Here is a 14,223-nt window from a genome sequence, read left to right as displayed (position 1 = left end):
TAAAAATCGATCAGCGGTGCCAGATTGCTCTGGATGCGCGGGATCGAATCGGGAAGCCGTGCGAACCAGCCCGTCGCCGGCACGACGATGATCGCCAGCGCGGCATTGATAATCGCGAGGAAGGCTGCGAGAGCCAGAAAGGCGGCGAGCGCCGACGGCATCCCGCGCCGCTCGAGCCACTCGAGCAGCGGGACGAGCGCGATCGCGATGACGATCGCGGCGGTCAGCGGTAAAAAGAACTCGGCGCCCGCCTGCAGGGCAAAGGGCAGGCCGAGACAGAAAGCGGCACCGAGGATCAGCGCCAGCGCGGCGAGCAGCCGGTCACGGCGGAAATCATCGATCTCGATCTGATGCAGCGGATTCGAACGCGGCGAGCGCGTGTCCTTGCTCCCCCTGTCCTCTGCCACCTGTATCTCCTCGTTAACCGCCTCGTCTTACGCGAGCTTTACTTTGCGCGCCAGTCGCCCCGTTTTGCGACGGATCGGGCGCGCTGCCTGTCCCCATCTGGGGCAGAATGCGTCTTTCTTCCTGCTTTTTAACCAGAAATTACCCTTTTTCGGCGACTGAGGGCTCCAAGGACCAACCTTCTGGAGTATCCATGATGATGAAAGCGCCTGTGGGGGGCGCGAAGCATCAGCTTCTTCCCTCTTGTTCAGCCCTCGCCCTTCTGGCCGCGCTCGCGCTGCCGATGCAGGCTCAAGCCGCCGGCACGCGTGCCGGCTCCACCATCAGCAACACCGCGAGCGCCAGCTTCGACACGGGCGGCGGAACGACGACGGTCGATTCGAACCGCGTCGACCTGCTCGTCGATGAATTGCTCGACGTCACGGTCGATTCGAGCAACCCGGCCGACGTTCCGACGACGCCGGGCGCGACAAGCCAGGTGCTGACCTTCTCGGTCACCAACAACGGCAACGGCGTCGAGAATTTCGGGCTCACCACCGTCGCCAATGCCGGTGGCGACAATTACGACCCTGTCGTCACGCAGATCTATCTCGACAATGGCGACGGCCTTTTCGACGCCAGCACCGATACGCTTTATACGCCGGGCTCGAACGACCCCGCGCTCAATCCCGACCAGAGCATCACCGTCTTCGTCCTCGCGACGACGCCGGGAACGGCTGTCGACGGCAATCGCGGCATCGTCAGCCTCGTTGCAGCGGCCAAGACGGGTACCGGCACGCCGGGAACCAGCTTTGCAGGCCGGGGCGAAGGCGGCGGCGACGCTGTCGTCGGCACGACCGGCGCCGACGGACAGGATGCCGGGGCGTTCGTCGTCTCGGCGGCGACCGTCACCCTGGTGAAATCCGCGGTCATCACCAATTCGCTTGGCACTGCCGATCCGGTCCCCGGCGCGACGATCACCTACACGATCGTCGCCACCGTCGCCGGCAGCGGTTCGGTCAGCGGTCTCGCGATCACCGACAATGTCCCGGCGGACACGACCTACCTTCCCGGCTCGATCAAGCTCGGCGGCGCCGGACTGTCCGATGCAGCCGACGGCGATGCGGGCGACTTCAACGGCACACGGATCAACGTCGCGCTCGGCACGGTCGCCGGCGGCCAGACCCGCACCGTGACCTTCCAGACCACAATCGATTGATGGAGATGCGCATGCGTACGGCTCTTTTCGTCCTGCTTGCGGCGTTTTTGCCCGCACAGGCATATGCCGCGAACCAGGTAGCGCTCGATAACAGCGTGTTCGTCGAACGTGTGACGACCGACGCCAACGGCAAGCAGCGAATCCTGCTCGAAGAACCGAAGGTTGTCGTTCCCGGCGACCGGCTCGTCTTCGTGCTCGCCTATCGCAACGCCGGGGCACAGGCCGCCGACAAATTTGTGATCACCAACCCGATGCCCGCCGCGGTCCGCTTTGCGGATGCCGGCGACACGCGGCCGCTCGTTTCGGTCGATGGCGGAAAGCAGTGGGGACTGCTTTCCGACCTCGCCGTCCCGATGGCCGACGGCACCCGCCGCGCCGCGCAGCCTGCAGATGTCACGCACATCCGCTGGGCCTTCCAGAATCCGATTCCGGTCGGCGGGACGGGCAAGCTCATGTTTCGGGGGGTTGTCAAATAACCGATTGAAATAAACCGCTTAACGGTCGCCAGCGGTGGGGAAACGGCGGCCACATAAAGCCTAGGAGCTCAGCTATGACCAGCAAGCTGACTTATATGGGTATCATCGGTCTGGCGGCGTTTTCGAGCGTCGCCGCTGCCCCGGCATTTGCCGCGGGTACGACCGCGGGTACCACGATCACCAATACCGCCACCGTCGATTTCCAGGTCGGGGGCGTCAGCCAGGTTCAGCAAAGCGCGTCGAACAATTTCACCGTCGACCGCAAGATCAACCTGCTTGTCGAAGAAGTCGCTAACCTCACGACCAATGTCGTGCCGGGCCAGGCGAATGCCGTCACGACCTTCCAGCTGACCAACAGCTCGAACGAGGTGCTCGACTTCGCGCTCGCCGCGTCGCAGATCACCGGCGGTACGGCGTCGCACGGCGGCACCGACACGTTCGACGCCGCCAACATCCGGATTTATCGCGACAATACGTCAAGCGGAAGCGTTGGCAGCTGGGATGCGGGCGACGCACTCGTCACCTATATCGACGAGCTCGTGACCGACACGGCGATCCGCCTGTTTGTCGTCGCCGATATCCCGACGGGGCTCGCCAATAATGCGGTCGCAGGCGTCACGCTGCGGGCCACCGCGCGCGAAGGCGGACTCGCCGGCACGCAAGGGGGAACGATCACCGAAACCACCGGCGCGAACACCGCAGGCAAGGACACTGTCTTTGCCGACATCGCGGGCGTAACCGGCGATATCGCGCGCGATGCCTCGCACAGCGACAACGACGATTACACGGTGCAGACGGCTACGCTGGCGGTCACCAAGACCAGCCGCGTCATTTCGGATCCGCTGAACAATACGACGAATCCCAAGCTCATTCCGGGCGCGGTCGTCGAATATTGCATCGCCGTCGCCAATACCGGCAGTGTCGCCGCAACGACCGTCCTGATCACCGACCCGGTTCCGGGCCAGCTGACCTATGATTCCGTTTTCGGCATCAAGCTGGGCGGCACCGTCACCGGCGGCACTTGCGACGCCAACGGCGCGACGGGCGGCAGCTATGTCGCACCCAACGTGTCGGGAAGCATCGCATCGATTGCGACGAGCGACACGCGCACGCTCGTCTTCCGCGCGACCGTCAACTGATCGGGTAACGATCGGAGCAGCGGGTACGGCCCGAAAACCGTCTCCCGCTGCTCCTTTCGCGGCTTCTGATGGCACGCACCGGCAAATATTTCGGCCTCGTGACCGCCCTGGTCGCGGCAGCACTGCTGCCCGCGGCACCCGCGGCGAACGCGCAGGTCATTACCAACACTGCGGCGGCGCAGTGGACGCAGGACGGGCAGCCCGGACAGGCGCTGTCGAATCGCGTCGATGTGACGGTGGCCCCGCGCCCGCCGGAACGGCCGACGATCGCGACCTATCGCCTGACCAGCGGAAGCGGCAACAAATCGGTGCCGCTGGCGCCCACCCAGTGCAATCGCACGACCGCGCGCAACACGACGATCCCGCTGAGCGGGGTTTACGAGGGCATCTCGACCGCTCCCGCGTCGCTGCAAAGCACCGACAATTTCCGCGCCGGCGAAGTGCTGGTCGTCGGCGTCACGCTCGCATCGGCCAACACCGATCCGCAGGCGCGTGACACACTGCCGGTCATGCTCGAACTCGAAAACGGCGACCGCGAGCAGATTACCCTCACCGAAACCGCCAACAACAGCGGCGAGTTCGTCGGTATCATCAACACGATCGGCGTTCCGCCCGCGCTGGCGCAGGGCGATTGCCGGCTGTCGGTCGATCCCGGCGCGCCGCTGGTGCTGCGCGTCACCGACCAGGCAAACGCCAGCCTCGTCGCGCTCGCAACGATCAATTTCCTCGTCGATCCTTTCGGCATCGTTTTCGACAGCGGCGACGGCACCCCCGTCCCCGGCAGCCGCGTGACGATCGTCGACGCCGCGACCGGCCAGCCCGCACAGGTGTTCGGCGACGACGGCGTCTCGACCTATCCCTCCAGCGTCGTCACCGGCCAGAGCGTTACCGATTCGGGCGGCGCGACCTATAATTTCCCGCCGGGCGACTATCGCTTTCCCTTCGTCGCGCCGGGCAGCTATCGCCTTGTCGTCGAGCCGCCGGCGCCCTTTACCGCGCCGTCGAAGTCGAGCCCCGGCGCTCTCGCCGGGCTGCGCCGCCCCGACGACGGCCTGCCGTTCGAGATCGCCGACGCCAGCTATGGCAATATCTTCACGCTGAACAGCCCCGCCCCCGTTCGCGTCGACATCCCGGTCGACCAGCCCGGCCTGCCGCTGATCCTGCGCAAGACGACCTCGACACAGGTCGCGGTGCCGGGCGACGTGATCCAGTATCGCATCGAAGTCGCCAACCGTGACACCCGCCGCAATACCGGCGCGGTGACCGTGCGCGACGTCCTGCCCGCGGGTATGCGTCTACGCGCCGACACGGTGCGCATCGACGGCGTTCGCGTAACCGCCGACGTTGCCGCGAATGGCCGCGAGTTTGCCGTCACCATTCCCGTGATCGCGGCATCGCGCGCAGCGCTGCTCACCTATCTGGCCGAAGTCATTGTGTCGGCGCAGCCCGGCAGCGCGCTCAACCGCGCGACCGCCACCGACAATCGCGGCGCACAGAGCAACATCGCCGAAGCGACGATTTCGATCAAACGCGACCAGCTGGGCGACCGGATGACGATCATCGGCCGCATCACCGATGGCGGCTGCCGCGTCGATCCGGGCAAGGCCGATGGCATCATGGGTGTCCGCGTGATGCTTCAGGACGGCAGCTACACCGTCACCGACGAGGATGGCCGCTATCATTTCGAGGGCGTGCGCCCCGGCATCCACGTCGTCCAGATCGACCCGTCAACGCTGCCGCTCGACCGCGAAGCCGTCGATTGCGCCCGTTCAACACAAAGTGCCGGCAGCGCCATCTCGCGCTTCGTCGAAGGCCGCGGCGGTTCGCTGAAACGCGCCGACTTCCGCGCCGTCGCAGGCAAACCGCGCGCCCCGCCCGAAAAGGCGGCGATCGAGGCGCCCAAGGTGCTGAGCGACCCCGAAGCGGCCGGCGCCGGTCGCGACTGGCTCGTGGGTCAGGCACCGGGCATCGCATGGCTTTTCCCCGAAATCGACCATAATCCGCGCGCCAAGGCGATCCGCGCGGCGGTGAAGCACGCTCCGGGCCAGACGGTCTCGCTCCGCGTCAATGGGAAGCCTGCCGGCGAACTGACGTTCGAAGGCACGAGCAAGTCCGCCGACAGCAGCGTCGCAGTCAGCCTGTGGCGCGGGCTCGAAATCCGCGAAGGCGAAAACCGCCTCGTCGCCGAGGTGAAGGATGCGAACGGCGCCATCATCGAAACGCTCGAACGCAACGTCCATTATTCGATCACCCCGATGCGTGCGTCGCTGATCCGCGAAAAATCGATACTCGTCGCCGATGGCGTCACGCGGCCGGTGATCGCGGTGCGCCTGACCGACCGCGACGGCAAGCCGGTGCGCGCCGGCCTGACGGGCGATTTCGCCGTCCCTGCCCCCTATTATCCCGCGGTCGAAGCCGACGCGCAGCAGGCGCGCCAGCTTGCGGGCCTCGAACGTGCGCAGCCGGTTTGGAAAATCGATGGCGACGACGGCATCGCCAATATCGAACTCGAACCGACCACGGCGTCGGGCACGCTCGCAATGGATTTCAACTTCCGCGACGACAAGGTGACGCGCAAGCAGACGATCGAAACCTGGCTCGATCCGGGCAATCGCCCGTGGACCGTCGTCGGCTTTGCCGCCGGGACGCTCGGCTACAACACGCTCGACGACCGGATGGAGCCGGTGGCGGAGAATCTCGACGACCTCAACGCCGACGCCCGCCTCGCCCTCTATGCCAAGGGCCGCGTGCGCGGAAAATGGCTGATGACGCTCGCCTATGACAGCGACAAGGACAAGGACGACACGCGGTTCGGCGGGGTGATCGATCCGCGTGCCTATTACACCATCTACGCCGACCGCAACGAGACGCGCTACGACGCCGCATCGGTGCGCAAGCTCTACCTGCGCCTCGAACGCCCGCAATTCTATGCGATGTTCGGTGACATCGAGACGGGAATTTCGGAACCCGAACTCGCTCGCTACCAGCGTGCGCTGAATGGCGGCAAGGCCGAGTATCGCGGCCGCAATGTCGCAGCAACGGGCTTCGTCGCCGACACGCCCTACCGTTTCCGCCGCGACGAGTTCCAGGGCAACGGCCTGACCGGGCCGTACCAGCTCGGTGCGAAGGACATCCTGCCGAACAGCGAGCGGATCGTCATCGAAACGCGCGACCGGCTGCACAGCGAGCGCATCGTCGACAGCGTCAGCCTGTCGCGCCACGTCGACTACGACATCGACTATCTGTCGGGCACGATCCGTTTCCGCGAACCCGTGCTCAGCCGCTCGTCGAACCTCGATCCGCAGTTCATCGTCGCCGAATATGAAGTCCACGGCGTAGGCCAGCGCGTGCTCAACACCGGCGGCCGCGTGAGCTATCGGTCGAACGATGAGAAGATTCGCGTCGGTGCGACCTTTATCCACGACGAGGACGGCAACGCCAAAACCAATCTCGGCGGCGTCGATGCGCGCTATCGCCCGAATATCGACACCGAAGTCCGCGCCGAACTCGCGGTCAGCGACGCCAAGGCTCAGAATGGCAGTCCCGCCGCGAGCGCAGGCACTGCGAAGGCATGGCTGATCGAGGCCGAGCATCACAGCAGCAACGCCGACTTCCTTGCCTATGTCCGCGAACGCGAGTCGGGTTTCGGCGCCGGCCAGCTCAACCGCGGCGAGGACGGCACGCGCAAGTTCGGGTTCGACGCGCGGCTGCGCGCCTCGCGCGCGCTGTCGGTCACCGGGAGCGCGTGGCAGGAAGATTATCTCGACACCGGCTCCCGCCGCCGTGCCGCGCGCGCGCTCGTCGAATATGACAATGGCACCACGGTCGCGCGCGCTGGCCTCACTCACGCCGACGACCGGCTGAGCGACGGGACGCGCAACACGTCGAACCTCGTCCAGCTCGGCGCGACGCAGCGTCTGTTCGAAAAGCGGCTCGAGCTCGATGCACAGACCGAATTCGCCCTCGGCGGCAAGGATGCGAGCGTGGATTTCCCGACGCGTCATCGCCTTGGCGCACGCTTCGCGCTGACCCGCGACGTCAATCTCGTCGGAAGCTATGAAATCGCCGACGGCGATACGATCAAGGCGCGTACCGCGCGGCTCGGCTTCGACCTCGCGCCTTGGGCGGGCGGGCGCCTGCTTGCGACCGCAAACCAGCAGGAGATCGGCGAATATGGCCCGCGCAGCTTCGCCGCCTATGGCCTGTCGCAGTCGCTGAAGCTCGGCGAACGCCTGACGATCGACGCGTCGGTCGACGGCAACCGCACGATCGGCGGCATTCGCGCAAAGGATGTGCTCAACACCGAACATCCGGTCGCATCGGGTGGCTTCCTCGGCGGCAATGCCACGCTGACCGAAGACTTCCTCGCAATCAGCACCGGCGCGACCTGGCGCGCCGACCGCTGGACGCTGACCGGCCGCGCCGAATATCGCGACGGCGAACTCGCCAACCGTTACGGCCTGACGCTCGGCGGTCTCCGCCAGCTCGGCGAAGGCCGCGCGCTCGGTGCGCTCTTCACTTACGCCAAAGCGAGCGGCAGTGGCACGACGCCGACGACCGAAGTGATCAACTTCGAATTGAGCTGGGCACATCGCCCCGCCGATTCGCGCGTGTCGTGGCTCAACAAGAGCGAGTTCCGCTCGGACAAGGTGCGCGGCGCCGTTGCGGGTCAGCCGGGCCCGATCGGCGGCGGTGCGCTGACGATCGACGGCGATGCGACGAGCCGCCGGCTGCTCAACAGCCTGTCGGCAAACTGGACCCCGCTCGGCGATCGCGGCGAGGCTGGCATGTGGTACGAGCGCGCCGAATTCGGCATCTTCTGGGGCACGCGCTATAATTTCGACCGTTTCGGCGCCGACGACGTCAAGGGATGGTCGAACCTGATCGGCGCCGACTTCCGCTTCAGCCTCGGCGAGCATGTCGACGTCGGCGCGTCGGGCACCGTGCGCGTCGGGACCGATGCCGATACCGTCAGCTGGGCGGGCGGGCCGACGGTCACGCTGGCGCCGTTCAAGAATGCGAACGTCACCTTCGGATATAATTTCGCGGGCTTCCACGACCGCGACTTCGAGGATGCCCGCTATTCGCGCTCGGGCGCCTATGTCACCTTCAAGCTGAAGTTCGACCAGACCAGCTTTCAGGGGCTGGGGCTGTAAATCGACACTCCTCCTTACCCTTCGTCACCCCGGACTTGATCCGGGGTCCCGCTGATCGGTTTCGCAAAGCGGGATGCCGGATCAAGTCCGGCATGACGAAAATGGGAAGCGGTTAGTCCGCGAACAGCAGAACCGGCGTCTCGATCAGCTTCTTGAGCGCCTGTACATAGCTCGCCGCATCCCAGCCATCGACGACGCGGTGGTCGCAGCTGATCGACAGGTTCATCAGCTTCGCGCGGCGGATCTCGTCGCCGTCGAAGACGGGACGCTCGACGATCTTGTTCGGACCGATGATCGCCACCTCGGGCCGGTTAATCACCGGCGTCGTTGCGATCCCTCCGAGCGGGCCGAGCGAAGTGACGGTCAGCGTACCGCCGGTCAGCTCTTCGACCTTGGCCTTGCCCGTGCGCGCGGCTTCAGCAAGGCGCGTGATCTCGCTCGCAAGCTGCCACACATTCTTGTCCTGCGCATCGCGGATCACCGGGACCATCAGCCCCGCATCGGTCTGCGTCGCCATGCCGAGGTGCACGGCGCCATAGCGCGTCACCACGCCGCCTTCGTCGTCGTAGCGCGCGTTGATCATCGGGAATTGCGGGATCGTCCGGCAGATCGCCACGATCAGGAAAGGCAGCATCGTCAGCTTCGGACGACCGCCGCGATTCGCGTTGAGGTCGGCGCGCATCTCTTCGAGCGCGGTGACGTCCATTTCTTCGACATAGGTAAAGTGCGGGATCGCGCGCTTCGACGCTGCCATATTCTCGGCGATCTTGCGACGCATGCCGATGACCTTGATCGGTTCGTCGGCGCGGGCACGGCTGGCGCCGGGGGCGTGATAACCCTGCCCGCCGCTGTAACGGAGAAAGGCATCCAGATCGGAATGACGGATGCGATCGCCTTCGGCCTGAACCTTCGACAGGTCGACACCCAGGTCTTTTGCACGGGCGCGAACGGCAGGCGAAGCCAGAACCGGCTTTCCGTGACCTACCGCAGCAACCGGCGCAGATACGGGGGCCGGCGGCGGCGCGGGCGCAGCGACCGGTTCGGGCACGGCAACCTCGGCCACCGAGATTTCTTCGGCACCGGGGGTTTCCGCAACGATTTCCTGTTCGACCGGCGTGTCAGCAGGCGGCGCTTCGACATCGCCGTCGCCGTCGGTCTCGATCACCGCCAGCGTCGACCCGATCGGGATCAGGTCGCCGACCTCGCCCGCCAGTTCGACGACGATCCCCGACACGGGCGATTCCATTTCGACGGTCGCCTTGTCGGTCATCATGTCGGCGAGCTGCGCGTCTTCCTCGACGCGTTCGCCTACTCGCACGTGCCAGGCGACGATTTCGGCCTCGGCGATGCCTTCGCCGATGTCAGGCAGACGGAATGAATAGCGGGCCATGGCGTCAGTCCTTCAAAATCTTGGTCAGCGCGGTCGCAATGCGCACCGGGCCGGGGAAATAGGCCCATTCAAGGCTATGCGGATAAGGCGTGTCGAAGCCGGTGACGCGTTCGACCGGCGCCTCGAGGTGATAGAAGCAGCGCTCCTGCACCAGCGCGGCGAGTTCGGCGCCGAAGCCCGAGGTACGCGTCGCTTCGTGGATGATCAGGCAGCGGCCGGTCTTTTTCACCGACGTCTCGATCGCGTCGATATCGAGCGGAAGCAAGGTGCGCAGGTCGATGATCTCGGCATCGATGCCCATTTCCTCGACGATCGTCTTGGTCACATGGACCATCGTGCCATAGGCGAGGATGGTGAGCGCCTCGCCCGAACGCACCGTTGCGGCCTTTCCGAGTTCGATGCGATAATAATCCTCGGGTACCGCGCTCGCTTCGTGCTTCGACCATGGCTCGACCGGGCGATCATAATAGCCGCTGAACGGGCCGTTATAAATTCGCTTGGGTTCAAGGAAGACGACAGGGTCGTTATCCTCGATCGCCGCGATCAGCAGACCCTTGGCATCATATGGATTCGACGGGATCACTGTCTTCACGCCGCAGATATGCGTCATGATGCTTTCGGGCGACTGGCTGTGCGTCTGGCCACCGAAAATGCCGCCGCCGAACGGCGTGCGCACTGTCATCGGGCAGATATAATCATTCGCCGAACGATAGCGCAGGCGCGCCGCCTCACTGACGAGCTGGTCGAGCCCGGGATAGATATAGTCGGCAAACTGGATTTCGGGAACCGGACGCAGGCCATAGGCGCCCATGCCGACCGCGACGCCGATGATGCCGCATTCGTTGATCGGCGTGTCGAACACGCGGGTCTTGCCATGCTTTTTCTGCAGGCCCGCCGTCGCGCGGAACACGCCGCCGAAAAAGCCGACATCCTCGCCCATCACCACCGTGTTGGGGTCGCGTTCGAGCATGACGTCCATGGCGCTGTTGATCGCCTCGATCATGTTCATGGTTTTGGTGGTGGTTTGAGATTCGGGGGCCATCATTCGGGCTTCCAGTTGGGGCCGAACTTGGCCTCTTGTTCGGCGAGCATCTGTGCGCACTGTTCCTTGAGGTGCCAAGGCATCTCCTCGAACACGTCCTCGAACATTGTTTCGAACGGCTGGTGCATGCCGTGGCCGAGGATACCGAGTTTTTCGGACTGTTTCTGGGTCGTCTTGACCAGATCGTCGAGTTCCTTTGCTTGCGCCTCGTGACGTTCGGCATCCCATTCGCCGATCGTTTCGAGATGCTGGCGAAGCCGCGCGATCGGGTCGCCGAGCGGCCAGGCGGTCGCCTCGTCGGCGGCGCGATAGGCGCTGGGGTCGTCCGAGGTGCTATGGCCTTCGCTGCGATAGGTGAAATGCTCGATCAACGTCGGGCCGTTGTTGGTGCGCGCGCGGTCGGCCGCCCACTGCGTCGCAGCGTAAACCGCGAGCGGGTCGTTGCCGTCGATCCGCAGGCCCGCGATACCGTATCCGACCGCACGCGCCGCGAAGGTCGTGCGCTCGCTGCCGGCGAAACCCGAGAAGCTAGAAATCGCCCACTGGTTGTTGACGACGTTGAAGATAACCGGCGCGTTATAAACGGTCGCGAAGGTCAGTGCCGAATGGAAGTCGCCTTCGGCCGACGAACCCTCGCCGCACCAGACGGTCGCGATGCGGCTGTCGCCTTTGGACGCCGATGCCATCGCCCAGCCCACGGCCTGCGGATATTGCGTCGCAAGGTTGCCCGATACGCTGAAGAAACCATGCTCGGGCGCCGAATACATGATCGGCAGTTGGCGGCCGAGCAGATGATCGCCGCGATTCGAATAGATCTGGTTCATCATCTGGATCAGCGGATAGTCGCGCGTGATCAGGATGCCCTGCTGCCGATAGCTCGGAAAAACCATGTCGGTGCGGTCGATCGCCATCGTCGACGCGACCGAGGTCGCCTCCTCGCCCGTACACTTCATGTAGAAGCTGGTTTTGCCCTGCCGCTGCGCGCGAAACATCCGGTCATCGAACGCTCGCGTGAGCATCATATTACGAAGCATCGTGCGCAGCCGCTCGGGCGTCAGCTTCGGATCCCACTGCCCCTTCGCCTGCCCGTCGAAATCGAGCACGCGAACGAGGCCATAGCTGAGCTCGCGCATCGCATCGGGCTTGGTCGCTTCGCTCGGTCGCAGGGCGGCTTCGACGGGGGGAACCTCGATATCGCCGAAATCCGGAGTATCACCGGGGCGATAACGCGGTTCAGGGATATGAAGCGACAGCGGCGGCAAATTGCTCGCCGGGCGCCCCACGTTCGTTTCGGGGTGCGTCTCGGGCATATCCTCGTCCTTCCAAGCGCGAATCGGCGCCTAGTTATATTTCAACGTGGCGACATATTATTACAGACGCCATATGAATGCAACGCCCGCCGTCAGACCGCGACAGGCGCGGAAATATGCGCTTGCGGGGCATAGGCTTCGACTGCGAAATCCTCGAACCGGTAGTCGAAAATGCTATCGGGTTGCCGCAAGATACGCAGCTTGGGGCTGCCTTCGGGCACACGCGACAACTGTTCTTCAACCAGATCCGCATGATTGAGGTAGAGATGCACGTCGCCGCCCGTCCACACCAGTTCGTGTGCATGAAGGTCACATTGCTGTGCAATAAGGCGCGTCAGCAGCGCGGCTTCGAAGACATTGAACGCGAAACCCAGCCCGAGATCGCACGACCGCTGGAACAACAGGCACGACAGGCCGCCATCGCTGCGCACATGAAACTGATAGGTCATATGACACGGCGGTAGCGCCATGCGGTCAAGATCGGCGACGTTCCAGCCAGTGAAGATATGCCGCCGCGAGCCCGGATTGTCGCGAAGCGAATCGATCAGCGCCGCAATCTGGTTATGCCCCTGCCCGGCACGGCGGAAGAGGCCATCACCCGCAGGCTCGTACCGCGGCCAATTGACCCATTGATGGCCGTAGACCGGTCCCAGATCGCCCCATGCCGCCGCAAACTCATCGTCGGCGATGATCCGCGCCTCGAAATCCCCGGCGCTGATCATATCGCCGGTCTCGCGGCGATATTTGTCGAGCGGCCAGTCGGTCCAGATTTTCACGCCCTGCGCGACGAGCGGACGGATATTGGTGTTGCCGGTCAGGAACCAGAGCAGTTCGCGCAGCGCGGTCTTCCAATACACACGCTTGGTCGTCAGCAACGGAATCGCGTCGTCCTTCAACGAGAATCGCATCGTTTCGCCGAACAGCGATCGCGTGCCGACGCCGGTACGGTCGACGCGCTCGTCGCCCTCGACCCAGATACGGCGCATCAGGTCGAGATATTGCAGTTCATAATGGATGGAATCAGGCAAGACTCACTCCCGGTTTGACCCCATCGTTGCTAGGCCTCGCGCCGCGAGCGGACAAGGGACCAGCAGGCGTGACGTCACAAAGCCTCCGTTGCGGGGCAGTCCGGCGTTGGGAATCATGCCTCCCGGGCGCAAGGGTCCGTGGATGACCCTGTTCGAACCCGTCGGCAAAGCGCCAGAGCCTTCGGTGCTGGCTGGATTTGTGCCGCGCCAGTCCGAGGATGCGGTCGCGCACCAGCTGCTGCGCCCCCTGTTCGATGACGAACGCGAAACGCTGCTCCTCGCCGGATTCGATGCCTTCGAACGACTGGTCCGGATCGAACGCGCCGATGACGCCACGACCGGGCGCTGTGTCATCCCGCCGCGTTGCTGGCGCAGCTTGCTGGGCAGCGGCATCGCCTCGGTCCTCATGGCGCACAACCACCCGTCCGGTGCCGCATGGCCGAGCGACGCCGACATCCGCACGACGCACGAAGCCGCACTTTTCCTGCGGACGATGGGCATCGACCTGATCGATCATCTGATTTTCGTTGCAGGCGGTCATTTCAGCTTTCGAACTGCCGAAATGATGTAGTTCGGGCAATCGTGTTCGATGTGCCGATTGACGCTTGAAGTTCACAGATTGCGCGTCTAGAGGACCGCCCTGCCTTCGCGGCGACCCCGGTCGGCGCGCAGATCGGTCGGGGAGTAGCTCAGCCTGGTAGAGCACTGTCTTCGGGAGGCAGGGGCCGGAGGTTCGACTCCTCTCTCCCCGACCAATTTCCTGCATATTGCAGATTCTGCACCGTCTCTTCTTGTAAGTCGGCAAACAAACTCCTAAATCCAAGCCACGCCGCCGTGGTTTTCCCCCTTTCCATCGCGGCGAGTGCCCTGTCATCCGTGACGCGGGTGCGTCCTCCCTGGACCCTGGCCACCTCGTACTCCGGTACGAGGTGGTTTTTTATTCGGCGGCTTGCGGGATTATTTCAGATTCGGGTCGTGCCTGCGCTGCTTCCTTCACAAGATCGGAAAACCAGCTTGCCAGTCGCGCTACCCGCTCCGCGTCGGGCAGACATTCAGGCGTGAGGTACAGGCTTCGGTCG

Annotated in this window: 10 protein-coding genes and 1 tRNA gene; 6 read left to right on the top strand and 5 right to left on the bottom strand. The window is 64.4% G+C overall.

Annotation, left to right across the window (positions count from 1 at the left end; translation table 11 throughout):
* Window positions 1–356, bottom strand: a 356-nt coding sequence (locus VGD20_RS18965; RefSeq protein ID WP_331135936.1) for an AI-2E family transporter, incomplete at its 3' end; no start/stop codon positions are given.
* A 332-nt stretch (window positions 357–688) separates the two neighbouring features.
* On the opposite strand from VGD20_RS18965, the gene VGD20_RS18960 reads away from it, so the two are divergent.
* From VGD20_RS18960 to VGD20_RS18945, 4 genes are all read left to right on the top strand, one after another.
* Window positions 689–1,603 carry a hypothetical protein gene (locus tag VGD20_RS18960; protein ID WP_331135935.1) on the top strand — a complete coding sequence of 305 codons (915 nt, stop codon included), beginning with the start codon at window positions 689–691 and terminating at the stop codon, window positions 1,601–1,603.
* Between the two features lie 11 nt (window positions 1,604–1,614).
* On the top strand, window positions 1,615–2,079 hold the full coding sequence (locus VGD20_RS18955) for a hypothetical protein (protein ID WP_331135934.1): 465 nt from the start codon (window positions 1,615–1,617) through the stop codon (window positions 2,077–2,079).
* Window positions 2,080–2,153: 74 nt separating this feature from the next.
* Window positions 2,154–3,218, top strand: a complete 1,065-nt coding sequence (locus VGD20_RS18950; RefSeq protein ID WP_331135933.1) for a hypothetical protein — start codon at window positions 2,154–2,156, stop codon at window positions 3,216–3,218.
* 68 nt (window positions 3,219–3,286) lie between these two features.
* Window positions 3,287–8,374 carry a hypothetical protein gene (locus VGD20_RS18945; RefSeq protein ID WP_331135932.1) on the top strand — a complete coding sequence of 1,696 codons (5,088 nt, stop codon included), beginning with the start codon at window positions 3,287–3,289 and terminating at the stop codon, window positions 8,372–8,374.
* Window positions 8,375–8,486: 112 nt separating this feature from the next.
* Here VGD20_RS18945 and VGD20_RS18940 read toward each other — a convergent pair whose 3' ends face one another.
* The 4 genes from VGD20_RS18940 to thyA all read right to left on the bottom strand — a co-directional run bounded on the left by VGD20_RS18940 (window position 8,487) and on the right by thyA (window position 13,144).
* Window positions 8,487–9,764, bottom strand: a complete 1,278-nt coding sequence (locus VGD20_RS18940; RefSeq protein ID WP_331135931.1) for a dihydrolipoamide acetyltransferase family protein — start codon at window positions 9,762–9,764, stop codon at window positions 8,487–8,489.
* A 4-nt stretch (window positions 9,765–9,768) separates the two neighbouring features.
* Window positions 9,769–10,773 carry an alpha-ketoacid dehydrogenase subunit beta gene (locus VGD20_RS18935; protein ID WP_331135930.1) on the bottom strand — a complete coding sequence of 335 codons (1,005 nt, stop codon included), beginning with the start codon at window positions 10,771–10,773 and terminating at the stop codon, window positions 9,769–9,771.
* A 32-nt stretch (window positions 10,774–10,805) separates the two neighbouring features.
* Window positions 10,806–12,116, bottom strand: coding sequence for a 3-methyl-2-oxobutanoate dehydrogenase (2-methylpropanoyl-transferring) subunit alpha (locus tag VGD20_RS18930; RefSeq protein WP_331135929.1), 1,311 nt, complete (start codon window positions 12,114–12,116; stop codon window positions 10,806–10,808).
* Between the two features lie 92 nt (window positions 12,117–12,208).
* Window positions 12,209–13,144, bottom strand: coding sequence for a thymidylate synthase (gene thyA / locus VGD20_RS18925; RefSeq protein ID WP_331135928.1), 936 nt, complete (start codon window positions 13,142–13,144; stop codon window positions 12,209–12,211).
* Window positions 13,145–13,286: 142 nt separating this feature from the next.
* On the opposite strand from thyA, the gene VGD20_RS18920 reads away from it, so the two are divergent.
* Window positions 13,287–13,715 (top strand): JAB domain-containing protein, encoded by a 429-nt coding sequence (locus VGD20_RS18920; protein ID WP_331135927.1) that lies wholly within the window; start codon window positions 13,287–13,289, stop codon window positions 13,713–13,715.
* 107 nt (window positions 13,716–13,822) lie between these two features.
* A tRNA-Pro gene (locus tag VGD20_RS18915) sits at window positions 13,823–13,899 on the top strand.
* The last annotated feature ends 324 nt before the right edge of the window (window positions 13,900–14,223 follow it).

Origin of the sequence: Sphingopyxis sp., assembly GCF_036402335.1 — a bacterium.
Lineage (GTDB): Bacteria > Pseudomonadota > Alphaproteobacteria > Sphingomonadales > Sphingomonadaceae > Sphingopyxis.
Note: the sequence above shows the minus strand (reverse complement) of the source record. Positions and strands in the feature narration are given on the sequence as shown.